Genomic DNA, 23,961 nt, shown 5'->3' on the forward strand with positions numbered 1-23,961 from the left:
CAAGCCCCACTCCACTCGGAGGTCTTCTTTTTGTCACCTAACCACGCCGCACGTTCCTAACGTCCGTGGACAATACACCTAGTTCCCTTTCCACCGCATCCCAGCCGCCTTCGGCGCTGACCAGCTGCAGTTCGTGGACCCGGGCCACGCCGGTGTACACAAAGTTGGCTGACTGGCCCGCGGTCCAGTGCTCCAGGGCATCGGTCCAGGCGCGCATTCGGGCAAGGTCCCCGAGCTGATGGCAGAGGTGGATGACCGTGCAGTAGATGTCCCCTGACCACACGGGTGCAACGTCGCCGGCCAGGACCGGCAGCATGGCCTCGTCCAGGTCGCTGAACCCGTCCTCGGTCCGCCCGGCACGGACGCCGGCCAGGCCTGCCAGCACGCGGGCAAAGCAGCCCAGGGTGGGGTCCGCGAGGCGCCGGGCCAGGGAGTCGAGTTGGTCAGCGGCCGCCTGCGCCGGTCCGGGATCTTCCTCCAGATCCAGGGACATGGCACTTTCGAGATAGAGCAGGTAGCCGTGCTCGGGCCGTTCCGGCAGGTCCTGCAGCAGCCGCCGTGCCCGGTTGAGCCAGCCCGAGGCAACCATAAGATCCCCGCGCATGCCCCACTGCAGTGACAGGACGATTGCCTTCATTGCTGCGGCGGGCCGGTCTCCGCCCGCGGTGAGGCCCCGGTACAGCTCCTCGGCAACCGACAGCGATTCGGGAATGTTGCCCAACCACCATGTGGCTTCGGCCAGGGCATCCAGGTCCTGAAGCTCCAGGTCAGTGGTGGTTCTGGCGGTCAACAGTCCAAGCCTTGCCGCGGGCCAGTCCCTGCGGGCGAACGCCGCGCGGGCGCTGGTGATCAAGTCCTGCTCTGCCATACGTCGTCTCCAAGAGGTGGTTCCAGCGTACTGCCGGGTGCGACTTCCCGGAAGGCGGGTGGAGCGCGCGGGCAGCCATGACTTTCGGCCCTACGGGGACTCCCGGAAGAGGCGGAAGCTAGGACGTACATCTCTTCAACGGGAACGCTGCCCGACGGGAACAGGGGGCACCATGAAACACGGACACCCGCAACTCCGGTTCCTCGGAGCCACAGACAGCGTGACCGGATCCAGGTACCTGATTGAGGCCGGCGGGAAACGCATCCTCGTGGACTGCGGGCTGTTCCAGGGCTACAAGGTGCTCCGCGACCGCAACCGGATCCCCTTCCAGGTCCAGCCACGCTCTATCGACGCCGTCCTGCTGACCCATGCGCACCTTGACCACACCGGCTACGTTCCCGCCCTGGTCCGGGACGGCTTCAGCGGGCCGGTATATGCCACGGAAGGCACCACCGAACTGTGCACCCTGCTCCTGCCGGACAGCGGGCACCTGCAGGAAGAGGAAGCCAAGTACGCCTACGAGCACGGATCGGCCAGGCACAGCCCGCCGGTTCCGCTCTATACGGCTGCGGACGCGGTCCGGTCGCTCGACAGTTTCCGGGAACAGGGCTTCGACACTCCGCTGGAGCTGGGAGGGGGCATCTCGGCGACGTTCCTGCCGGCCGGCCACATTCTAGGGGCCGCCCAGATCAGGCTCGGCGTGGGCCAACATTCCGTCCATTTCACCGGCGACCTGGGGCGCAACGATGATCCGTTGATGTTTCCGCCCCGCGGACTTGGCGCCACTGAGATTCTCGTTACCGAATCCACGTACGGAAACCGCAAACACTCGAGCCTGGATCCTGAACTGCAGTTGGGGGAGATCATCACCCGTGTGGCGAAGAAGAACGGCGTGATCATGATTGCCGCGTTCGCCGTCGGACGGGCGGAGACACTGATGCTGCATCTGTCCCGCCTCCGCCGCAAGAACGCGATTCCGGACATCCCCGTGTACCTGAACAGCCCCATGGCCATTGACGCGTCCGGGATGTACCAGCGCCACCCCAATGAACACCGGCTGAAGCAGCGGGAGTACGAGGACATGTACAAAGTGGCCAAGATGACCCGAACGGTGGACGATTCGAAGCTGCTCAACCTCCGCGGCGGGCCAATGGTGATAATTTCCGCCAGTGGAATGCTCACCGGAGGCAGGATCCTGCACCACATCGCCGAATACGGACCCGACCCGAAGAACGCCATCATCCTCAGCGGCTACCAGGCCGGCGGAACCCGCGGTGCCGCGCTCGCAGCCGGCGTGCGGCAACTCCGCATCTATGGAGAGGACGTTCGCATCCGCGCCGAAGTGATCCAGATGGAAAGCCTGTCCGCGCATGCGGACTCCGACGGGCTGATCGAGTGGATGAGGGCCGCCGAGCGGGAACCGCGGATGACTTACATCACCCATGGCGAGCCGGAGGCGTCCGATGCGCTCCGGATCCGCATCAAGCGCGAACTCGGCTGGCGGGTGCGCGTTCCGGAATACCTTGAAGGCATCTCGCTCGAGGACCCGACATGACCAACGGAAACCGTGCAGTCCTGAGCATGCTCGACGAGATCCGTACCCTGGCCCGGCCCCTCAATGGAATCCGGGACCTTGACCGGCTGGTCCACACGTCCGGCGCCGGACGCTTTGTGGCCATCGGCGAAGCATCCCACGGCACGCACGAGTACTACACCATGCGTGCCCGCCTGAGCATGCGGTTGATCGAAGAGCAGGGTTACGGCTGGATCGGAGTCGAAGGCGACTGGCCCGACTGCTGGCGGATCAACCGCTGGGTCCGGGGCCAAGGCGGGCAGGATATGGGCGTGCACACCATGCTCGCGGGGTTCGGGCGTTGGCCCACCTGGATGTGGGCAAACGAGGAAGTGGCAGGCTTCCTTGACTGGCTGCGCGGCTGGAACCTGGAACGTCCCACGGAGGAGCGGGTGGGCTTCTACGGCCTGGATGTCTACTCGCTGTGGGATTCCCTTCGGGAAATCATCGGCTGGCTCGGGGAAAACGAGCCCGACGCCGTTCCCGCTGCAATGCGGGCATGGCAGTGTTTCCTTCCCCATCACGAGGACCCGCACGAATACGCCTGGAGCACCCGGCTGGTCCCCGAATCGTGCGAGGCTGATGTGGTTGCACTGCTCACTGAGGTGCGGAACCGGGCACTTGCACTGCGGAACCACGAACCGCGCGCCGAAAGCGAGGAGGCGTTCGACGCGGTGCAGAATGCCGTGGTTGCCGCCAATGCCGAGCATTACTACCGCATCATGGTCCAGGGGAGCCGCGAGTCCTGGAACGTCCGGGACCGTCACATGGCGGACACGGTGGACCGGCTGAGTGCGCATCTGGGCCCTGCGTCCAAAGGGATTATCTGGGAGCACAACACGCATGTGGGCGATGCCCGGGCCACGGACATGTCGCGGGACGGGCTGGTGAACGTGGGCCAGTTGCTCCGCGAGCGCCACGGTTCCGAAGGCGTGACCCTGGTGGGTTTCGGATCGCACCGGGGAACAGTGATGGCTGCGGACGCCTGGGGTTCCCCCGAACGGGTGCTCACTGTGCCGGAAGCCCGGACCGGCAGTCATGAGGACCTGCTGCACAGGGCCCTTGGCGCGCCGGCGTTGTTGGAATTCGGCAGGGACAGGTCCGGGCCGTGGCTGTCAGCCTGGCTGGGTCACCGGGCCATCGGGGTTGTCTACCGCCCGGCCAGGGAATTCGGTAACTATGTTCCCACCCGGATGGGTGGGCGTTACGACGCCCTCATCTGGATGGAACAGACCTCAGCGCTTCGTCCGCTCCATCACGAGGCTCCGCCAAGTGAGCCGGAGTTCGAAACGGAACCCACGGGCTTCTGAGCTGCCTTCCAGTTCATGCGGAGCCCGTGCAGTCGCTCCGGTGCACGTGCACCTGGGCAAGTCCCGGCACGGTGCCCTCCGCGACCGTGCCGGCTGAGGGGCTTAAGGCCCTAACCCGGGCGTCGGCCCCGGGGCACACTGAAGGTGTCAGCGGCCTTCGGCGTGCTGATCCGAAAAAGCGATGGAGAAGAGCAGGATTCAGCATGAGCAAACCAATCGTCGTCGGCATCAATGGCTCCACGGGAAGTGAGGCCGCAATGTCGTGGGCCCTGCACCGGGCGGCCAGGCTCAAGCTCCCGGTGATCGCCATCCACGCCGTGGATGACCGGTGGATGTCCCCGGACTTTCAGTATCACGAACTGATCCGGGAATCAGGCATGGAGCTGCTGAGGCAGGTGCAGGAGGATGCCGCGAAGAAGGAACCCGACGTAGTGGTGGACGTGCAGTTGCGGCACGGCAGCGCCGGCTCAGCCCTGAAGGAAATGTCCAAGGACGCTTCCATGGTGGTCATCGGATCACACCACCGCCATTGGGCCGACGGAGGACCTATGACGGACCGGGCGCTTCAGGTCGTTACTGCGTCGGACAGCCCGGTGGCGGTTATTCCGCAGGATCAGGGGCCGGAGGGCCGCGGCGTGGTGGTCGGCGTGGACGGCTCGGAGGAGTCCCTGCAGGCCGTAGCCTTCGCCGCGGCGGAAGCAGACCGCGAGGGGGATGAACTAACAGCCGTGCTGGCTTTCCGGCGCCCCGCCCGCTGGGTGCAGAGCGGGATGCCGGCCAGCGGGCTGGCGGAAGTCATTGAGGAAGAGGACAAGATTGTGCTCGCGGAATCGGTGGCCGGGCTGCGGGACAAGTACCCCGACCTGGTGGTGAACCAGTTGCTGGACAAGGACACAGATCCGGCCAAGGCCCTCGTGGAGGCCGCTGAAAATGCGCGCCTCCTGGTTATCGGCAGCCGCGGACGCGGGGGATTCAGCCGCCTTGTCCTTGGCTCCACGGCGCATGCGGTTCTGCTGCGTGTTCCGTGCCCCACGGTGGTCACCAGGGTCCACAAGGTCAAGCACGAGGATTAGCAGGCCCAGCCATACCCGCCGGGACGCTGCGGACATCCCAGCGCCCCGGGCCGGGGAAGCGGCTCCCCGATCCTATTGAGGCGGGCTGCAGGCGATGCGAGGATGGAAGCGTGCAGCCCCTCCTGGATTTCTTCGCCCACTATTGGTGGTTGGTGTTCCCGCTCAGCGGCATGGCCGGGGGCTGGTTGCGTGCATTGTCGAAGGCGAGCGAGCGCCGGCACCAGCGCAAAGTGGAGCTGTACAAGCTCAAGCACCAGGCCGTTCAGGCGGAACAGGCCACCACCGCGGAGGTCCAGCTGCTGATGGACACCCATGCGGACATCAACAAGCGCTGGCTGGACTACGAACTGGACGTCGGGAAACTCATCGACTACCCGGTGATGACCGATGTCCGCGAACCGCTTACGGTAGCCTTCCTGCGCGCCAAGCGGGAGGCCGACGGCTTGCGGCCGGTGGCGCCGGGGGACATCACGAGCAAGGCCCGGATGGATGAGTACCGGGCCGCGGTGAACGGTTTCCAGATCGCTTTCGACGTCGCCGAACGGGAGGCCAGGCGCATCAAGGACCGGAACTTTTCAGGACCGGAACGCGAACGCCTCGCCAAGGCACGGAAGCTGCTGAGGATCGCCGAGGATGAGGCCGCGACCCCGGCGGAACGGCAGACCGCCTACAAGCGGGCCCGCCGTGAGCTGGAAGGCCTGATCGTCCTGCCGGGGCCGACCATCGCTGCACTGGAAGCAAAGGTCGCACGGGTGCTCGGCGCCGGCGAGGCAACCGACATCCAGCTGCGCTGACAGCACTGCACCCGTTCTGCACCGGGGAGGAGGGACGACGCCGTGATGAATGTCTCCCTGTACCTCGACGTGGACGGCGTGATCTGCCCTTTCGGGGCAGCAGGTACCACGGACTGGGGGAGCAGGTGGCAGATTTCCGCCGCCGGCCTGCTGGAAGTGGCCTACGCCGGGGAGCTCGTCGAGTCCCTCAACACGCTCTCCAGGAGACCCGGTCTCCGGTGTGTTTGGCTTACCAGCTGGGAGGAGATGGCGCCTGAATATCTCTGCCCGGCGATCGGCCTCGCGGGGCAGGAATGGCCCGTCCTTGCCAGTGATGGACTGGGCGGCGGCGAAAGCTGGTGGAAACTCCAGGCCCTGCAGCGGGACATCGAGGCGTCAGCGCCGGACCGTGCGGTGTGGATTGATGACCAGCTCGACTATGAAGCGGAGGCCCGCGCCTGGGCATCCATCGTTGGTACCCGCCTGCTGTTGATTTCCCCGCATCCCAGGCGGGGATTGTCCCGTGCCGAGCTGGACGCCGTGCGTGCTTTCCTTTGAGCGCATGGTGTTTTGTCCTCACGGCGTTGACGCGTACGATCGTTAGGGTTTCAAGCCCCTTCCGAACAACACCGTATGAATTTCCAGAAAACATCTGGAACAATCCTGCGTGCGGCCGGGGCACGGGGAAAGTGGAACTGCTGACCGTCGACTCTGCAGATTGGGCAACAGGTGGATATCACCTTCATGGTGGCGCTGGTAATAGCGCTGGCACTTTTTTTCGACTTCACCAACGGCTTTCATGACACCGCCAACGCAATGGCCACGCCTATTGCCACCGGTGCCATTAAACCCAAGACGGCAGTTGCCCTGGCAGCGGTCCTGAACCTGGTCGGAGCGTTCCTTTCTACGGAAGTGGCAAAGACAGTATCCGGCGGCATCATCAAGGAAGGGGCCGACGGCATCCAGATCACCCCGGACATCATCTTTGCCGGGCTGATGGGCGCCATCCTCTGGAACATGATCACATGGCTGAAAGGGCTCCCTTCCAGTTCGTCGCACGCCCTTTTTGGCGGCCTGATCGGCGCAGCGATCGCCGGAATCGGCATCCAATCGGTGAACTTCGATTCCCTCATGCAAAAGGTCATCCTCCCTGCCATCTTCGCTCCGGTCATCGCCGGCGGCGCGGCCTACATCTGCACCCGCCTGGCGTACGCGCTGACCTCCAGGCACGATCCGGAGACCGGCAGCAAGCTCACCCAGAAGCGCGGCGGCTTCCGCACCGGCCAGATCTTCACGTCCAGCCTGGTGGCACTCGCGCACGGAACCAATGATGCGCAAAAGACCATGGGCATCATCACCCTGGTGCTGATCGCTGCCGGAACGCAGAAGCCGGGATCCGGCCCGCAGTTCTGGGTGATTGCAGCCTGCGCGTTCGCCATCGCGATCGGCACCTATGCCGGCGGCTGGCGGATCATCCGCACCATGGGCTCGGGCCTCACGGACGTCAAACCGGCCCAGGGCTTCGCAGCGGAAAGCAGCACCGCCTCAGCCATTCTCGCTTCCTCACACCTGGGCTTCGCGCTGTCCACCACGCAGGTGGCCTCCGGATCCGTGATCGGGTCCGGTCTGGGCCGCAAGGGCACCTCGGTGCGCTGGGGCACTGCCGGCCGCATCGCCATCGGCTGGCTCTTTACGCTCCCCGCCGCCGGGATCGTCGGCGCCCTCACCGCCATGTTGGTCAAGACCGGCGTCGTGGGCGTTTTGATCGCTGCCGTAGCCGGCACCAGCGCAGTCCTGTTTATGTTCATCCAGTCCCGCAAATCCCACGTGGGCCACCACAATGCCGTGGAAGTCGAAGAGGCCGGACAAGCGGTCCGCTTCCGCAAGAAGAAGGCAATGGCCGCCAGCCGCGCCAACAAGTCGAAGGATGCCAAGTAAATGCACTGGTTGGAACTCATTCAGGTTGCCGGCGCCACGCTTATTGCCGCAGTGACGGTGGTTGTACTTTACTCCGTCGGAGTCCGCTTCACCGCCATCGCCGGTGATCCCGAGCAGGCCACGCCCCGGTGGATGAAATCGCTGGCCTACGCCTGCTTCGGCCTGTGCGGCATCGCGGTGCTGTTTGGCCTCTATCTGATCATTCCGTACTTCAGCAAATAACTGCCGCTTCCACTCAGGTCCGACGCCCGGGAGGCGCCGGTCCTTGAGGCGTTACGGCTGGAGTGCAAGGGGCTGCTCTGGCGGATATTGCCCATCGGGGGAATAGTTAACACTGTTTCAGCGTGTTTGGTCCGGCTCCGCCGCCGGCCGATGCCGGGAATCTTCCCGAAGGGTTCTATCCAGGCCGGTTCCCCTGCCGGGAACCGCAAGCAGGTGGGTCTGTCATGCACAGTCAAACCGGGGCGACTGCCCGAGCAGCAAGAACCGCGGTGGCCGTCTGCCTGCTGCTCCTCACCAGTGGATGCTTCGCTCCGCCGTCCCCGTCACCTACGGAGAGTACGACGACGGCGGCATCCCCGTCCGCCACGGAACCTTCGGGCAGTGCCTCCACCAACGGAGAACCAACAGCTTCGCCGTTGCCGGGACCGGGCGATGGCCCGCCGCCAGAGGCCGCACCCGTCATCCGCTGGATCCCCATCGGCCCCGCCGCCCCCACCGACCCGCCGGAGGGAACGCTTTACGAACTCCTCCGCCACAGGGACTGCGCAGGTTTGCGGGACTCCACCCTCAACACGGCCTTTCCTGCCGTGTGGACCGCTGCTGAGGCTACCTGCCTTGCGCTGGCCACAGACCTGCCTCAGGACTGGCAGCGGGCACGGACTGCGCTGGCCGGTGTCCCCAGCCTGCCACCCGGAAGGTGCTGGGAAATCAAGGTCACGGAATCCCTGCAGCAGGCCGTGGATCTCCGGACCGCACACCAGGGGATCCAACTCCTCGTGGATGCCGCAGGCGCAGGCGACGACTGCCCCCGCCGGCTGACAGGACTGACGGTCCTCGACGGGCCCGATGCCGGTGCGGCCGCTCCCACCGTCCCCGCGGGCGGGGGAACGCCGGTGCGGCTCGAGGGATTCTTCGTGAACGTGGACAACGTTTTAGTGAACGGCAATCCGGTTGAATTCGAAGGCCCGCAGTTCGGCCCCTTCGTGTTTTACGCCCCGCCCGCAAACGGCATCGAGTCCGCGCGTGTGACGGTGGCGGCGACACCTCCGGTGAACGGTGAAGCCGTCCTGTTCTATGCTGACCCGACGTCGCCCGGTCCCACACCAACAGAGCCGACCACGACGGCGCCGCCGGAGCCGCCGGGAACCGGGCTTCCGACAGTCGGGCCCCCGGCAGCCGAAGCCCCGCTGCTGCCGCCGTCATGAGCGGCGAACCGGAGGGGGATCCCCGCTGGAAACGCGCGGTCGATATGCTGGCGGTCATCGGCCCGCCGTTGACCATTTCGACGGCCCTGCTGGTCTACTTTGGCTGGGCGCGGACGGATGCCCAGGCGAAGGCAATGGGGCTGGACGTAAGCCTCTTCGGGTACACCGTGCAGGATTTCGTCCTCAGGAGTATCCCGTCCCTGTTCATCCCGCTGGTCTGGGTGCTGATTCTGGCCGTCCTCTGGCTTGCCGTGGACCGGTTCCTGGCCGGACACATCACGGCCGGCCGCGTCGCCGGCATCCGGCGGCTTGCCGCAGTGATCCTGTTTGCCGGGGTGGCCTGTGCCGCGGCCATGTGGCTGGTGGTGATCCTCCAGCCGGAACGGACCGTGCTGTTCGTCCCCTACATCATGGCTGCAGGGGTGCTGCTGGCCGCGTGGGGCCTGAGCCTGTGGCGGCGTTCCACGGAAGGGCCCGGACGCAGCATTGCCGCACTTTCCCGCGGATCCGAAAAGCCGCTCATCTTCTGCCTGGTGAGCCTGCTGCTCTTCTGGGGCACCTCAGACTACGCCCAGGCGCTCGGCCGGGGACTGGCGGTGAGCTATGAGCAGCGGTCCATGCTCCTGCCCACCGCCGTTGTCTACAGCAAGGACCGGCTGGGTATCAGTGCGCCCAACGTGCGCGAACAGTCCAGCGGCACGGCAGATCATCCCGTGTACCAGTACACCGGCCTCCGGCTGCTCGTGGTCAGCGGCGGACGCATCTTCCTGCTCAATGAGGGCTGGACGCTCCGGAGCGGCAAGGTCGTGGTGCTGCGTGACGATCCCGGCATGCGCGTGGAGTATGGGAACCCCGAGTCGAAATGACTAGGCTTGGCCCATGTCCAGTCTTCAGTACTTCGTGGCCTCGTCCGTTGACGGATTCATTGCCACGCCCGATGACAACCTGGCATGGCTCCTCGAGTTCGACGGATTCGAGGGCGGCCGGGAAAGTTACGAAGCGTTCATGGCCGATGTCGGCTGCATTGTGATGGGCGGGGAGACCTACGCCTGGCTGATGGAGCACGAGCCCGGCAACTGGCCCTATCCTGACACCCCGTGCTGGGTCTTTACGCACCACGAACACTCCGCGCCGCGGGGAGCCAACATCACCTTCGTGCGGGGCGACGTCCGCGAGTTCATGGATGACTTCACTGCGGAGGCGGGGGCGAAGAACGTCTGGCTGGTGGGCGGCGGAGAGCTCGCGGCCCAGTTCGCCGAGGCCGGCCTGCTGGACGAAATCATCATTTCCATCATCCCGGTGGTGCTCGGTGCCGGTAAGCCCGTGCTGCCGATCAAGGACGGTCCCATGCGTCCGATGGAACTGGTGGCGTCCAACGCCATGGGCAGGGGAATTGTGGAGCTGCGGTACCGGCTCGGCGGCGCGCCGTCGCAGGGTGCAGCCTCCCAGGGCGCAGCGTCGGGCTGAGCCCAGGGACGGTCCGGCCATCGTCGTCAAGCCGCCGTCAGGACGGGATCGCCAGGGTCAGATGTCCCGGATCAGGTTGGTGATGCGGGCGGTGGACAGCCGGCGGCCCTTTTCATCCGTCATCACGATTTCGTGGGTGGTCAGGGTCCTGCCCAGGTGGATGGCCGTGCAGGTTCCTGTCACCGTGCCGGCGGCGATGGCGCGGTGATGCGTTGCTCCCACCTCGATACCGAGCGCCTGCCGTCCCGGGCCGGCGTGCATCCCGGCGGCGAACGAGCCGAGCGTCTCGGCCAGCACCACATGGGCGCCGCCGTGCAGGATCCCGGCCACCTGCGTGTTGCCTTCGACCGGCATGGTGGCAACGGTGCGTTCCGGGCTCATTTCGAGGAAGTGGATGCCCATCTTCACCACCAGTGCGCCGACACCGTACCCACCGAGCCATTCATGCATTTCTTCCGGGATTCCGGCGGCCATCAGTTCGTCCGCGAACTGGCCGGGCGTGAAATTGTCCATCATGGGAACTAGGCTGGCACCTGTGAGCGAAACTACCAAACCGGCCCTTGCCCCCCTTTCGGCAGACACTGCAGCAGACATCCTCCCGGCTCCTGACTCCGAATCAGTGACTGCGGCCAAGCCCGCCCGGAAAACCACACGTACCGCGGAGCCGGTTTCCGCCACCGAGGCTCCCGTGATTCCCATCACGGACCAGCCACGCCTCCTTGTCCTGGACGGACACTCCATGGCGTTCCGCGCCTTCTTCGCCTTGCCGGCGGACAAGTTCTCCACCGCGAACGGGCAACACACCAACGCGATCCATGGATTCACGTCCATGCTCATCAACCTGATCAAGGAACAGAAGCCCACCCACGTTGCCGTGGCCTTCGATGTGTCGGATGAAACCACCCACCGCAAGGCCGAGTACAGCGACTACAAGGGCGGTCGGAACGAAACGCCCCGGGAGATGAGCGGCCAGATCGACCTCATCGACAAGGTCATGCAGGCATGGGGCATCAAGACCATCAAAATGCCTGGCTATGAAGCTGACGACATCCTGGCAACGCTGGCCGCCATGGGGGAGAAGGCCGGTTACGAGGTGCTCCTCGTGACCGGTGACCGTGACGCCTTCCAGCTCATCACCGACAACGTGTTTGTGCTGTACCCGCGGAAGGGCGTCAGCGACATTCCCCGGTTGGACGCCGCAGCCATCCAGGAGAAGTACTTTGTGACGCCGCCGCAGTACTCGGACCTCGCCGCCCTGGTGGGGGAAACTGCGGACAACCTCCCCGGCGTTCCCGGCGTCGGCCCGAAAACCGCCGCAAAGTGGATCAACCTATACGGCGGCCTGGAGGGGGTCCTGGAGCACCTCGATGCGATCGGCGGGAAGGTGGGGGACTCGCTGCGCGAGAACGTTGAGGACGTCAAGCGCAACCGGCGGCTGAACAGGCTCCACACGGACCTGGAACTCCCGGTTACGCTGGACGAACTCGCGGAACCGCGGCCGGACGAGGCCGCCTTGGAGCAGCTCTTCGACGACCTTGAATTCAAGACCATCCGTACCCGGCTGTTTGCCCTTTACAGCAGCGAGGACGTGGAATCCGCTGAGCGGGAGAGCATCGACACCCCGGATTATGTGATCCCCGCGGATGCTGCCGAGCTGGGCGCCTTCCTGGCGGCGGGGGCCGGCAAGAGGTCGGCAGTCGCCGTCGACCTGGTGCCCGGCCGGATCGGCGAAGACGCCGCGGCACTGGCCATTGTCCGTGACGACGCCGCCGTGTACATCGACCTCGCAGCGCAGGACGCCGCAGCCGAAAACGTCCTGGCGGACTGGCTGCGGGATGGGGAATCGCCGAAGGTGATGCACGGCTACAAGGCGGCCCTCAAGGCCCTGTCCAGCCGTGGCCTGGGCCTGGAAGGGGTGGTGGATGACACCTCAATCTCCGGGTACCTCATCCAGCCGGACCGCCGCACGTACGAGCTCGCCGAGCTGGCCCAGCACCACCTCAACATCAGCATCTCGCCCGAGACCGCCAAGGCGGGCCAGCTTGAGCTGTCGTTCGACGGCGACGACGCCGCGGCTGCCGGCGAGCTGGTCCGGGTGGCCGCCGTGGTCCAGACCCTGAGCCGATACTTCGAATCGGAACTGACGGAACGCAAGGCCGCGGACCTGCTGACCACCCTGGAGCTGCCCGTCAGCCGGGTTCTCGCCGACATGGAACTCGCGGGAATCGCCATCGACATGCCGCGCATGGACGACCAGCTGGCGGACCTCGCCAAGGTGATCGACAACGCCCAGGAGCTTGCCTTCGCGGCGATCGGCCACGAGGTCAACTTGGGATCGCCCAAGCAGCTGCAGACCGTCCTGTTCGACGAACTCCAATTGCCGAAGACCAAGAAAATCAAGTCCGGCTACACCACCGACGCCGCGTCACTCAAGAACCTGCTGGAAAAGACCGGGCACGAATTCCTGGTCCAGCTGATGGCGCACCGCGAGTCGTCGAAGCTGCGCCAGATGTTGGAAACGCTCAAGAAGTCCGTCACGGAAGACGGCCGGATCCACACCACGTACGCGCAGAACGTCGCGGCCACGGGCCGGATCTCCTCCAACAACCCCAACCTGCAGAACATCCCCATCCGCAGCGAGGAGGGCCGGCGCGTCCGCGGCATCTTTGTGGTCAGCGATGGCTATGACTGCCTGCTTTCCGCGGACTACTCGCAGATCGAAATGCGCATCATGGCCCACCTCTCGGGGGACGCCGGCCTGATCCAGGCGTACAAGGACGGCGAAGACCTGCACCGGTTCGTGGGCTCCAACATCTTCCATGTGCCCACCGACCAGGTGACCAGTGCCATGCGCTCCAAGGTCAAGGCCATGTCCTACGGCCTGGCTTATGGCCTCACCTCGTTCGGCCTCTCCAAGCAGCTGGAGATTTCTGTTGACGAGGCGCGGACCCTCATGAAGGAATACTTCGACCGGTTCGGCGCCGTCCGCGACTACCTCCGGGGTGTTGTGGACCAGGCCCGGATCGACGGCTACACCGCCACCATCGAAGGGCGCCGCCGGTACCTCCCGGACCTCACGAGCACGGACCGCCAGCTGCGCGAGAACGCGGAACGCATTGCGCTGAATTCGCCCATCCAGGGCTCGGCGGCAGACATCATCAAGCGGGCCATGCTGGGCGTGCACGCCGAACTGGCGGCCCAGGGCCTGAAGTCGCGGATGCTCCTGCAGGTCCACGACGAACTGGTGTTGGAGGTCGCGGCGGGGGAGCGTGCGGCCGTGGAGAAACTTGTCACCGAACAAATGGCAGCCGCCGCGGACCTGAGCGTTCCGCTGGATGTCCAGATCGGCGTCGGTCCCAGCTGGTACGACGCCGGCCACTAGGGTTAGCGGGTCCTGCGTCCGGTACCGGCGCGCCAGCGGCGTGCCGGGTACCGGACCGGCGGCAGGATTGGCTAGGCTCGGTACTGTGCCTAATTTGAGTGCGGACTATGAAATCCGGCGGTTTGAGCCGGCAGCCAAAGACGATCCGGCGTACCCGCAGTCGGTTGCATGGATGCGGGCCGTGGCCTTCGGCTTCCACGATGCCCGCCGCACCGATGAGCGGGTGGACAAAGGCATCGAGATGCAGCGCGCCGACAGGCGCGTGATGACCGGCGTCTACCAAACGGGATCTGTCGCGGGCCATTCGTTGGGTGCCGACGTACCTGTCGCCACCTTCGGAACCTTGGTCAAGACCCTGAACATCGGCTCAGGCAGGCTGCTGCCCACCCGGCTGGTGACCGCGGTGACCGTCCGGACTTCCCACCGCCGCCGCGGGCTGCTGCGCCGCATGATGGTCGAAGACCTGGCGCAGGCCCGCCAGGACGGCCTGGCCATGGCCGCACTCACGGCCTCCGAGGCGTCGATCTACGGTCGGTTCGGATTTGGCGTGGCCACCTCCGAGCAATCCATCAAAGTGGACACCACCACAAGATTCAAGCTGAACCACACTCCTGTGGGAAGCGTCGAAGTGGCCGACCCCAAAGTCCTCCTGGACTTGGCCCCGGTGGTTTTTGACCGGAAGCACCGCCTCACGCCCGGGTCAATCGACCGCCACGAGTTCTACCGGGAGTTCATTTCGGGATCCATCAGCCGAGACGGCGGCGAGGACCCGAAGGTGAAGGTCGCGCTGCATTACGGGCCCGACGGCGGGGTGGATGGCTACGTCTCCTATAAGTTTTCCGGCTGGTCCAGCAAGCCCTACACCATGGAAGTGCTTGACCTGGTGGCGGCGACGGGTCCGGCGTACCTGGAACTGTGGCAGTACCTGGGGGCCATTGACCTGGTTGAACAGGTTTCCTGCGAGGAAGCCCCGGTGGACGACGCGCTCAGCTGGGCGCTCGAGGACGCCCGCTGTGTCGAGGCCTCGGCTGCCCGGGACATGCTCTGGCTGCGGATCCTGGATGTGAAGCAGGCCCTGGAAGCCCGCCACTACCCGGCCGACGGACGGCTTGTGCTGAAAGTTGCCGATTCGCTGGGCCTGACGGACGGCGCGTTCGCCCTCGACGTGAGCGGAGGATCCGCGGTGGTCACGGACGCGGGGGCCAGCCCGGCGGACCTTGAATTGGATGTGGCGGCATTGTCCTCGATGTACTTGGGTGGTGTGCATCCGGTGACGTTGGTTGACTCGGGACGCATCCTCGAGCGCACGCCGGACGCTGCGTTCCGCGCCGCCCTGATGTTCGCCGTCGAACGCGTGCCCCACTGCCTGACGCATTTCTGAGCCGTTTCGGGCCCTCAGTCCGGCGCCGGCCGCTTTGACCGGCGTTGGAGGGTACGACTAGAATAAACGGGCGTGTACTACGTGCACGTATCTAGAATCCACAAAATCAGGATGAACCTGGCAGGTCCATGTGGTCTGCCATCACTCGCGCCCCCGTCCATACGGGTGTGCGGCGGTCCGCCTGACCGACTAACTATCCACAACGGAGCCCCTACTACATGACCATCACCTCCACCGAGAAGCCCGGTACCCCCGTAGTCGCGATTAACGACATCGGTACCGCTGAGGACTTCCTCGCAGCAGTCGACGCCACCATCAAGTACTTCAACGACGGAGACCTCGTCGAAGGTACCGTCGTCAAGGTCGACCGCGACGAAGTTCTGCTCGACATCGGTTACAAGACCGAAGGTGTCATCCCCTCCCGCGAGCTGTCCATCAAGCACGACGTTGATCCCGGAGACGTCGTCTCCGTTGGTGATCAGGTCGAAGCCCTGGTGCTCACCAAGGAAGACAAAGAAGGCCGCCTGATCCTCTCCAAGAAGCGCGCTCAGTACGAGCGCGCCTGGGGCGACATCGAGAAGGTCAAGGAAGAAGACGGTGTCGTTACCGGTACCGTCATCGAGGTTGTCAAGGGTGGTCTTATCCTCGACATCGGTCTGCGCGGCTTCCTGCCCGCATCCCTCGTCGAGATGCGCCGTGTGCGCGACCTTGCTCCGTACATCGGTCAGCAGATCGAAGCCAAGATCATCGAGCTGGACAAGAACCGCAACAACGTTGTGCTGTCCCGTCGTGCATGGCTCGAGCAGACCCAGTCCGAGGTCCGCTCCACGTTCCTCAACAAGCTGGAAAAGGGCCAGGTTCGTCCCGGCGTTGTTTCCTCCATCGTCAACTTCGGTGCATTCGTGGACCTGGGCGGCGTAGACGGCCTGGTTCACGTTTCCGAGCTGTCCTGGAAGCACATCGACCACCCGTCCGAGGTTGTCGAAGTTGGCCAGGAAGTCACCGTCGAGGTTCTCGAAGTCGACCTGGACCGTGAGCGTGTTTCCCTGTCGCTCAAGGCTACGCAGGAAGATCCGTGGCAGACCTTCGCCCGCACCCACGCCCTCGGGCAGGTTGTTCCGGGTAAGGTCACCAAGCTCGTTCCGTTCGGTGCGTTCGTACGCGTCGAAGACGGCATTGAAGGCCTCGTTCACATCTCCGAGCTGGCAGTCCGCCACGTGGAGCTGGCTGAGCAGGTTGTCTCCGTTGGTGACGAGCTGTTCGTCAAGGTCATCGACATCGACCTCGAGCGCCGCCGCATCTCCCTCTCCCTCAAGCAGGCTAACGAGGGCGTTGACGCCGACAGCACCGAATTCGATCCGGCTCTCTACGGCATGGCCGCTGAGTACGACGAAGAGGGCAACTACAAGTACCCGGAGGGCTTCGACCCGGAGTCCAACGAGTGGCTTGAAGGCTACGAGAACCAGCGCGCAGCCTGGGAGCAGCAGTACGCTGACGCCCAGACCCGCTGGGAAGCACACAAGAAGCAGGTTGCCCAGCACGCTGCCGACGACGCTGCAGCTGCAACGTCCGGTGACAGCGATTCCGGCACCACCAGCTACTCCTCCGAGCCGGCTGCAGCCGAGACCGGTGCAGGCACGCTTGCTTCGGACGAGGCTCTTGCAGCACTGCGCGAGAAGCTGACCGGCAACTAATTGCCCAGTTGTCCCTGAGGGTGCATTCCCCCAAGGACCCAGGCAGTTAGCACGCTGAAGGTGGCCGTCCCCGAAAGGGGGCGGCCACCTTTTTTGTTCACTCCAGCAGCCGGTCGGTCGTTGGGTCGGGGCTGCCGTCGAAGTACCGGTCAAGGACTTCCTGGAACGCGGGCTCCTCCGGAGCGGCGCGCAGGAACAGCGTCATGGATGACCTCAGCTTCTGCGCGTCGATCCCGCCGAATATCCGCACTGCGCTGAGCCCGGTGTGGGCGGCAACAGCGTTGGCGCTCTCCACCAGCCGCGGACCGAGTAGAGGGTGCCGCAGGTAGGCCTGCGCTTCCGCCAGTGACGTGATGGCGTATTTCCGGGAGGTGGGGCTTTGGCCGAGGCCTGCGACCTGGGGAAAGACGAACCACATCCAATGGGACTGCTTCTCCCCGTTGCGAAGCTCCTCCAGGGCCTGCTGGTATGTCCGGCCGGCCTCCTGGGCCACCACGAACCGCTCAAGGTCGAAAGGATCTTCCATCGGCTTCCCCCACGTCTCAGCTGGACATGTCCATCCAACCACCGGCCCCGCCGCCTGACGAGGCCTTCACGTCACCACGGTCCCGGCCTGCGGAACCGAATCCGCGGCACTGGCCTTCATTGAGCGGCAGCACCGGCGGCTGTCCGAGGGATCCGGATACTCTTTCGCGATCGCTGACGCGGCGTCCGGCAGGGCCGTGGGCCAGATCGGGTTGTGGCTGAAGAACCACCAGCACGGCCGGGCCAGCGTCGGCTACTGGATCGCGCCCGGCCACCGGGGGAGGGGTGCCGCGTCCAGCGCCCTTGGTGCCGTTTCGGCCTGGGCCCTCCAGCAGCCTGGCATCCACCGGCTGGAGCTGCACGTGGAACCGTGGAACGAGGCGTCCTGGCGAACCGCGGAGCGGAGCGGCTTCGCCCGGGAGGGCTTGCTTCGGAGCTGGCAGGATGTCGGCGGCGAACGCAAAGAAATGTACGTCTACTCGCGGCTGCGGGATTCGCCCTGAGGGATCCACAGTTGCGGTGATGCTTGCCACCCAGCGATGTCGCTCCCGTTCGTGTCAGCGAAGGCTGATCCGCGCCGTTACCGGTGAACTCACACCGTCTCCGGCCAGTTCGGCTCCCGCTGAGCGCAGCAGCACCTGGGCGGCCGCATTTTCGGCGGTTGTTTCGGCCTGCAGCATGGACGCGCCGGCGCGTAATGCCACGGCCCGGACAAGCGTGAGAGCCTCCCGGCCGATTCCCTGGCCACGGAAGCTGCGGCCGAGCCACAGCCCGGTCTCCAGCGGACCGCCCTCCGACGGGGCCGCTCCGGGACGCCTCAGCCGGATGGATCCCGCAATCTGCCCGTCGCAGCTGATCGCCCACGTCTTCTGGGCAGCCGGGCCGTCCAATCCTGCAGCAGCGGCCCGGTGATAGTCGCGGAACCAGCCGATCCGTTCCGCGTTCCAGCCGTCAGTTTCCCCCAGCGGGGGAGTGACGTCGTCGGGCGCTGCGTCGGAGAGGGCGACGTCGATCAGCTTCTCGAGGATGCCGGCGGTGACGTCGAGCAGCTGCACGCGGCCCGCCGGTAGGGCGTGGTCAGAAGGCGACATCAATCCACTCCGTTTCCCCCGGCACGAGGACGGCGCTGCCGGCCGTCATGGCGGCGAGCCGTTCGGCTGCCCGGGCAAGTTCATCTGCCTGGTCCGCCAGGGCAATCCGGAGGACGGCGTTCAGCGCCCCGTAACCGGTTTCCGCCATCACGTAGCCGGCTGCACGGAGGTCGTTTTCCAGCCTGCCGGCCGCCGAATGCGGCACCTCAACGGAGCAGATCCGCAGCCGGCTGCGCCGGACCAGCGGGGCGAGGTCCAGTGCGGAGGACACCGATTCCGAATACGCACGCACCAGTCCGCCGGCCCCGAGGAGGATCCCGCCGAAATAGCGGACGACGACGGCGCTGACATCGCTGAGGTCCGTCACCCCGGGCGCCGTCTCCCGCCGGATGAGGGCTTCCAGCATCGGGATACCTGCGGTTCCGGACGGTTCGCCATCGTCGCTGGAACGCTGGATGTCACGGTCCGGACCCAGGATGAAGGCTGAGCAGTGGTGCCGGGCATCGTGGAATTCCTTGCGCAGTCCGGCCACCAGCGCCCTCGCGCCGTCCTCGTCCCCGGTGCGCCGGATCACGGTGATGAACCGTGACCGCTTGACCTCCAGCTCGTGGCGGAAGTCCGACCCGGCAGCAAGGGTGGTGTAGGCAGTGGCCCTGCTTTCTAGCTCTTGCACCGCCCAAGTCTAGTCCGGGCATGGGCGCACGAGGTCAGGGGGCGGTGGGTGGGCCCACGCCGTCAGGGTTCCCTGGGCGAGCGGAGCGAGGTCAGGGGGCGGTGGGTGGGCCCACGCCGTCAGGGTTCCCTGGGCGAGCGGAGCGAGGTCAGGGGGGCGGTGGGGACTAGTCTGGTGGGGTGCTGAAGATCGGGTTGACGGGCGGCATCGCCTCGGGGAAGTCAGTTGTCGCATCGCGTTTGCGGGAGTTGGGGGCCGTACTGGTCGATGCCGACGCACTCGCCCGTGAAGTGGTGGAGCCGGGCACCGCCGGCCTTGCGCAGGTGGTGGAGGCCTTCGGGGAGGAAATGCTGGGAGCCGACGGCGGACTCGACCGGGCGAAGCTTGGCGCCCTGGTGTTCGGCGACCCCGACAGGCTCACGGCCCTCAACGGCATCGTTCATCCCCTCGTCCGGGAGCGGGCCGCGGCGGTGATCGCCGCCGCCCCCGTTGGCGCCGTCGTCGTTCAGGACATTCCACTGCTGGTGGAAACAGGCCAGGGCAGCAGTTTTCACCTCGTGCTGGTGGTGGACGCCCCGGACGATGTGCGGGTGCAGCGCATGGTGCAGCACCGGAAGATGACCGAAGAGCAGGCCCTGTCCAGGATGGCGGCGCAGGCCCCGAGGGACGTCCGCCTTGCCGCGGCGGACGTCGTGCTGGACAACTCCGGCACCGTTCAGGAACTGAGGGACTCGGTGGACGCCCTGTGGAGCCGCCGGCTGGCACCGTATGCGAATAACATCACCCATGAACGGGCGGCACCCCGCAAGGGCGGGCCCGTGCTGGCCCCTGCCGACCCGACGTGGGAGGCCCAGGCAGCCAGGCTGGCCGCCCGCCTCGAGGCGGCGGCCCCGGCAGGCATCCTTGCCGTGGACCACATCGGATCCACCGCCGTTCCGGGACTGGACGCCAAGGACATCATCGACCTCCAACTGATTGTTGCGGACCTGGCGACGGCGGACCGGATCGCGCCGCTGCTGGCCGCGGCCGGGTTCCCGCTGTGGCCCGGTGTGCTCGCGGACAATCCGAAACCCTCGCACCCCGACCCGGCCGACTGGGCCAAGCGCCTGCACGCGAACGCCGACCCCGGCCGGCCGGTGAACCTGCACGTCCGGCCCGCGGGATCGCCCGGGTGTCGGTTTGCCCTGTGCTTCCGGGACTGGCTGCGCGATGACGCGGCAACGAGGAGAGACTATCTCGCGGAGAAGCGCAGGGTCGCCGCCCTCCACAGCGTGGACAAGTCGACGGCGGGCTACGCCGCGGACAAGGAGGCGTGGTTCACCGAATATGCCGCCGTCCGGATGGAGGCATGGGTACAGCGCACCGGCTGGCGCCCTCCGCCGTATGCGGCAGTCCGTGCCGCTGGAACTGCCGCCGGGGCCGCGGCCGAAAGTGCCGCCGGTACCGCCCAAAGCTGAATGAGGCCACGATGTCAGTGCCCGGCGGTAGATTATATTCATGAGCCTTGCCCAGGAAATCAACCGTGTCGTGGCGCCCTTCGAGGTCATCAGCGAGTTCAAGCCGGCCGGCGACCAGCCGGCCGCCATCGCTGATCTCACTGAACGGATCAAGAATGGTGAAAAGGACGTGGTCCTGCTCGGCGCCACCGGTACAGGAAAAAGCGCCACCACCGCCTGGCTGATTGAACAGATCCAGCGGCCCACCCTGGTGATGGTGCAGAACAAAACCCTGGCCGCGCAGCTGGCCAACGAGTTCCGCGAACTTCTGCCCAACAACGCGGTGGAGTACTTCGTGTCGTATTACGACTACTACCAGCCTGAGGCATACGTTGCGCAGACGGACACCTTCATCGAGAAGGACTCCTCCATCAACGAGGAAGTCGAACGGCTCCGCCACTCCGCCACCAACGCCCTGCTAACCCGTCGCGACGTCATCGTCGTTGCGACGGTGTCCTGCATCTACGGCCTGGGCACACCGGAGGAATACATTGCCGGCATGGTGACGCTCCGTAAGGGGGCGGAGATGAACCGCGACGACCTGCTCCGGAAATTCGTAGCCATGCAGTACGCGCGCAACGACATGGACTTCCACCGCGGCACGTTCCGGGTCCGCGGCGATACCGTGGAAATCATCCCGATGTATGAGGAACTGGCCATCCGGATCGAATTTTTCGGGGATGAGATTGAGAACATCCATACCCTGCACCCGCTGACCGGCGAGGTGATCCGGGACGAAGAGGAAATGTACGTCTTCCCCGCCTCGCACTATGTGGCCGGGCCCGAGCGGATGGCACGGGCAATCAAGCGGATCGAGGACGAACTCGCCGAACGGCTCCAGGTGCTGGAAAGCCAGAACAAACTCGTGGAAGCCCAGCGGCTCCGGATGCGCACCACCTACGACCTTGAGATGATGCAGCAGATGGGCTTCTGCAACGGCATCGAAAACTACTCGTCGCACATTGACGGCCGCGCCCGCGGAACCGCTCCGCACTGCCTTATCGACTACTTCCCCGACGACTTCCTGCTCGTCATCGATGAATCCCACGTCACCGTGCCGCAGATCGGCGCCATGTACGAGGGCGACATGTCCCGCAAGCGGAATCTCGTGGACTTCGGCTTCCGCTTGCCCTCGGCCATGGATAACCGACCTCTCAAATGGGACGAATTCCTTGACCGCGTGGGCCAGACCGTCTACCTGTCCGCCACTCCCGGCAAGTACGAACTGGGCAAGGCGGACGGCTTCGTGCAGCAGATCATCCGTCCCACCGGCCTGATCGATCCCGAGATCGTGGTCAAACCCACCAAGGGCCAGATCGATGACCTGCTGGGCGAGATCCGCACCCGGACAGCGAAGAACGAACGCATCCTCGTGACCACCCTCACCAAGAGAATGGCCGAGGACCTCACCGACTATTTGCTGGGCCACGGCGTCAAAGTGGAGTACCTGCACTCGGACGTGGACACCCTCCGCCGGGTGGAACTGCTCCGTGAACTGCGGATGGGCACCTTCGACGTCCTGGTGGGCATCAACCTGCTCCGCGAAGGCCTCGACCTGCCCGAGGTGTCCCTGGTCAGCATCCTGGATGCGGACAAGGAGGGCTTCCTCCGTTCGTCCACTTCGCTGATCCAGACCATCGGCCGCGCAGCCCGTAACGTCTCCGGGCAGGTTCACATGTACGCGGACCGCATCACCGACTCAATGGCGCACGCCATCGACGAAACAAACAGGCGCCGCGCAATTCAGGTGGCGTACAACACGGAGAACGGTGTCGACCCGCAGCCCCTGCGGAAGAAGATTGCGGACATCACGGACCAGCTGGCCAAGGAGGACGCGGACACCCGCGAACTGCTCGCCACGGCGGGGAAGACGCGCGGCAAGGGCAAGGGCGCGTCCACTGTGCGGGCGGACGGACTTGCGGCCGCACCGGCGGAGGACCTCGTGGGCCTCATCGAACAGCTGACCGAACAAATGCACGCCGCAGCCGGCGAACTGCAGTTTGAACTGGCTGCCCGGTTGCGCGACGAAGTGGGGGACCTGAAGAAGGAACTGCGCCAGATGCAGGCCGCGGGCCACGCCTAGGGTAAGGTTGATGTCACGTAGGGGAGTATCCCAAGCGCTACGATCGTCAACACGCACGGCACTGATGCCCTGCCGGGCGTAGCGGGCTGCCAATTCAGCACAAAGTGCACAGGCTTGCCGGAGAGACTTACAACACTGTTCCGTACCCTGCGAAAGGCCATCCTGTGCTCGATTTGCCCGTGTGGTTCGAGATCGGCTCCTTTGTCGTCCTCGGCCTGATCCTCGCCATCGACCTTCTTCTGGTTATCCGGCGTCCCCACGAACCCTCCATGAAGGAAGCCGGCCTGTGGGTGGCGTTCTACGTCACTCTGGCCCTGGTGTTCGCCGGCGCGATGTTCGCCTTCACCGGCCCGGAGTTCGGCGGGCAATTCGTTGCCGGCTGGGTGACGGAATACAGCCTCAGCATCGACAACCTGTTTGTCTTCATCATCATCATGGCGCGCTTCTCGGTGCCCCGTAAGTATCAGCAGGAAGTGCTGATGGTGGGCATCATCATCGCGCTGATCCTGCGCGGCATCTTCATCCTGCTCGGCGCCATCGTGATCGAGCAGTTCAGCTGGGTTTTCTACATCTTCGGCGCCTTCCTGCTCTGGACCGCCTGGAAGCAGGCCCAGGACGAGGGCGAGGACGAAGAGGACAAGGAAAACCCGCTGATCGCCAAGCTCCGCAAGGTGATCCCGATGTCGGAGAAGTTTGACGGCGGCAAGCTGCGCACCATGGTGGACGGCAAGAAGGTTTTCACCCCGATGCTGATCGTCTTCGTCACCATCGGCCTGACCGACCTGCTCTTCGCCGTTGACTCCATTCCGGCGATCTTCGGCCTGACGCAGAGCCCGTTCATTGTCTTCACCGCGAACCTTTTCGCCCTCATGGGCCTGCGCCAGCTGTACTTCCTGCTGGGTGGGCTGATGAACCGCCTGATCTACCTGAAGCACGCACTGTCCTTCATCCTGGCGTTCATTGGCGTCAAGCTGGTTCTCCACGCGATGCACGTCAACGAACTTCCGTTCATCAACGGCGGCCACCACATCGAATGGGCTCCCGAGATCCCGACGTTCGTGTCCCTGGCTGTCATTGTGGGCACCATCATCGTCGCCGTCATCGCCAGCCTGCTGAGCTCGAAAGCCGCCCAGGCGAAGGTGGATGCCCGCCTCGAAGAGGACTCACGCAAGAGCATGAGCGAAGCGGAGTAGGCACCCCCACCGCT

Annotated in this window: 21 protein-coding genes and 1 pseudogene; 17 read left to right on the top strand and 5 right to left on the bottom strand. The window is 65.3% G+C overall.

Features of this window, described 5'->3' with window-relative positions; all coding sequences use genetic code 11:
* Positions 1-37 precede the first annotated feature (37 nt).
* Positions 38-868, bottom strand: a complete 831-nt coding sequence (locus CXQ91_RS11985) for a hypothetical protein (protein WP_181038865.1) — start codon at positions 866-868, stop codon at positions 38-40.
* Between the two features lie 172 nt (positions 869-1,040).
* Here CXQ91_RS11985 and CXQ91_RS11990 point away from each other — a divergent pair, with 172 nt between their 5' ends.
* From CXQ91_RS11990 to CXQ91_RS12035, 10 genes are all read left to right on the top strand, one after another.
* A complete protein-coding gene (locus tag CXQ91_RS11990) occupies positions 1,041-2,423 on the top strand; it encodes an MBL fold metallo-hydrolase RNA specificity domain-containing protein (RefSeq protein ID WP_104174150.1) in 1,383 nt (460 codons plus the stop codon).
* A complete protein-coding gene (locus tag CXQ91_RS11995) occupies positions 2,420-3,751 on the top strand; it encodes an erythromycin esterase family protein (protein WP_104174151.1) in 1,332 nt (443 codons plus the stop codon). The genes CXQ91_RS11990 and CXQ91_RS11995 overlap by 4 nt, the downstream gene beginning before the upstream one ends.
* Before the next feature lie 203 nt (positions 3,752-3,954).
* Positions 3,955-4,824 (top strand): universal stress protein, encoded by an 870-nt coding sequence (locus CXQ91_RS12000; protein ID WP_104174152.1) that lies wholly within the window; start codon positions 3,955-3,957, stop codon positions 4,822-4,824.
* A gap of 110 nt (positions 4,825-4,934) precedes the next feature.
* Complete coding sequence (locus CXQ91_RS12005) at positions 4,935-5,618, top strand: hypothetical protein (protein WP_104174153.1); 684 nt, start codon at positions 4,935-4,937, stop codon at positions 5,616-5,618.
* Positions 5,619-5,663: 45 nt separating this feature from the next.
* Entirely contained in the window at positions 5,664-6,155 is a 492-nt protein-coding gene (locus tag CXQ91_RS12010) for an HAD domain-containing protein (protein ID WP_104174154.1), read from the top strand.
* Positions 6,156-6,326: 171 nt separating this feature from the next.
* On the top strand, positions 6,327-7,535 hold the full coding sequence (locus CXQ91_RS12015; protein WP_104174155.1) for an inorganic phosphate transporter: 1,209 nt from the start codon (positions 6,327-6,329) through the stop codon (positions 7,533-7,535).
* Positions 7,536-7,757, top strand: a complete 222-nt coding sequence (locus tag CXQ91_RS12020) for a hypothetical protein (protein WP_104174156.1) — start codon at positions 7,536-7,538, stop codon at positions 7,755-7,757. It abuts the gene before it with no gap.
* Between the two features lie 224 nt (positions 7,758-7,981).
* Positions 7,982-8,962: a hypothetical protein gene (locus tag CXQ91_RS12025; RefSeq protein WP_146072331.1), complete on the top strand. Its 981-nt coding sequence runs from the start codon at positions 7,982-7,984 to the stop codon at positions 8,960-8,962.
* A complete protein-coding gene (locus CXQ91_RS12030) occupies positions 8,959-9,828 on the top strand; it encodes a hypothetical protein (RefSeq protein WP_104174158.1) in 870 nt (289 codons plus the stop codon). Before CXQ91_RS12025 ends, CXQ91_RS12030 begins: the two co-directional genes overlap by 4 nt.
* Before the next feature lie 13 nt (positions 9,829-9,841).
* Positions 9,842-10,429, top strand: coding sequence for a dihydrofolate reductase family protein (locus tag CXQ91_RS12035; protein WP_104174159.1), 588 nt, complete (start codon positions 9,842-9,844; stop codon positions 10,427-10,429).
* Between the two features lie 57 nt (positions 10,430-10,486).
* Here the strand turns inward: CXQ91_RS12035 and CXQ91_RS12040 are convergent, their stop codons facing one another.
* Positions 10,487-10,945, bottom strand: a complete 459-nt coding sequence (locus tag CXQ91_RS12040; RefSeq protein WP_104174160.1) for a hotdog fold thioesterase — start codon at positions 10,943-10,945, stop codon at positions 10,487-10,489.
* A gap of 223 nt (positions 10,946-11,168) precedes the next feature.
* On the opposite strand from CXQ91_RS12040, the gene polA reads away from it, so the two are divergent.
* From polA to rpsA, 3 genes are all read left to right on the top strand, one after another.
* Positions 11,169-13,811 (top strand): DNA polymerase I, encoded by a 2,643-nt coding sequence (gene polA / locus CXQ91_RS12045; protein ID WP_374953659.1) that lies wholly within the window; start codon positions 11,169-11,171, stop codon positions 13,809-13,811.
* A 94-nt stretch (positions 13,812-13,905) separates the two neighbouring features.
* Complete coding sequence (locus CXQ91_RS12050; RefSeq protein ID WP_104174162.1) at positions 13,906-15,192, top strand: GNAT family N-acetyltransferase; 1,287 nt, start codon at positions 13,906-13,908, stop codon at positions 15,190-15,192.
* Positions 15,193-15,410: 218 nt separating this feature from the next.
* Entirely contained in the window at positions 15,411-16,886 is a 1,476-nt protein-coding gene (gene rpsA / locus CXQ91_RS12055) for a 30S ribosomal protein S1 (protein WP_011691911.1), read from the top strand.
* Between the two features lie 97 nt (positions 16,887-16,983).
* On the opposite strand, the gene CXQ91_RS12060 is transcribed toward rpsA, so the two are convergent.
* Positions 16,984-17,412, bottom strand: a complete 429-nt coding sequence (locus CXQ91_RS12060) for a DUF1810 domain-containing protein (RefSeq protein WP_104174163.1) — start codon at positions 17,410-17,412, stop codon at positions 16,984-16,986.
* 91 nt (positions 17,413-17,503) lie between these two features.
* Between CXQ91_RS12060 and CXQ91_RS12065 the strand changes: the two are divergent.
* A pseudogene (locus CXQ91_RS12065) lies at positions 17,504-17,914 on the top strand (GNAT family N-acetyltransferase); the annotation flags it as partial.
* A 54-nt stretch (positions 17,915-17,968) separates the two neighbouring features.
* On the opposite strand, the gene CXQ91_RS12070 reads toward CXQ91_RS12065, so the two are convergent.
* Together CXQ91_RS12070 and CXQ91_RS12075 are read right to left on the bottom strand one after the other, a co-directional pair.
* Entirely contained in the window at positions 17,969-18,502 is a 534-nt protein-coding gene (locus tag CXQ91_RS12070; protein ID WP_104174165.1) for a GNAT family N-acetyltransferase, read from the bottom strand.
* Positions 18,489-19,175: a YigZ family protein gene (locus tag CXQ91_RS12075; protein ID WP_104174166.1), complete on the bottom strand. Its 687-nt coding sequence runs from the start codon at positions 19,173-19,175 to the stop codon at positions 18,489-18,491. The genes CXQ91_RS12070 and CXQ91_RS12075 overlap by 14 nt, the downstream gene beginning before the upstream one ends.
* Before the next feature lie 179 nt (positions 19,176-19,354).
* On the opposite strand from CXQ91_RS12075, the gene coaE reads away from it, so the two are divergent.
* The 3 genes from coaE (at position 19,355) to CXQ91_RS12090 (ending at position 23,947) form a co-directional block, all read left to right on the top strand.
* The gene (gene coaE / locus CXQ91_RS12080; RefSeq protein WP_104174167.1) at positions 19,355-20,632 is read left to right on the top strand and encodes a dephospho-CoA kinase; all 1,278 of its coding nucleotides are present in this window, start codon (positions 19,355-19,357) and stop codon (positions 20,630-20,632) included.
* A 40-nt stretch (positions 20,633-20,672) separates the two neighbouring features.
* The gene (uvrB, locus tag CXQ91_RS12085) at positions 20,673-22,754 is read left to right on the top strand and encodes an excinuclease ABC subunit UvrB (RefSeq protein ID WP_104174168.1); all 2,082 of its coding nucleotides are present in this window, start codon (positions 20,673-20,675) and stop codon (positions 22,752-22,754) included.
* Positions 22,755-22,918: 164 nt separating this feature from the next.
* Positions 22,919-23,947, top strand: a complete 1,029-nt coding sequence (locus tag CXQ91_RS12090; protein WP_104174169.1) for a TerC family protein — start codon at positions 22,919-22,921, stop codon at positions 23,945-23,947.
* The last annotated feature ends 14 nt before the right edge of the window (positions 23,948-23,961 follow it).

The organism is Arthrobacter sp. Y81 (genome assembly GCF_002929335.1).
Lineage (GTDB): Bacteria > Actinomycetota > Actinomycetes > Actinomycetales > Micrococcaceae > Arthrobacter.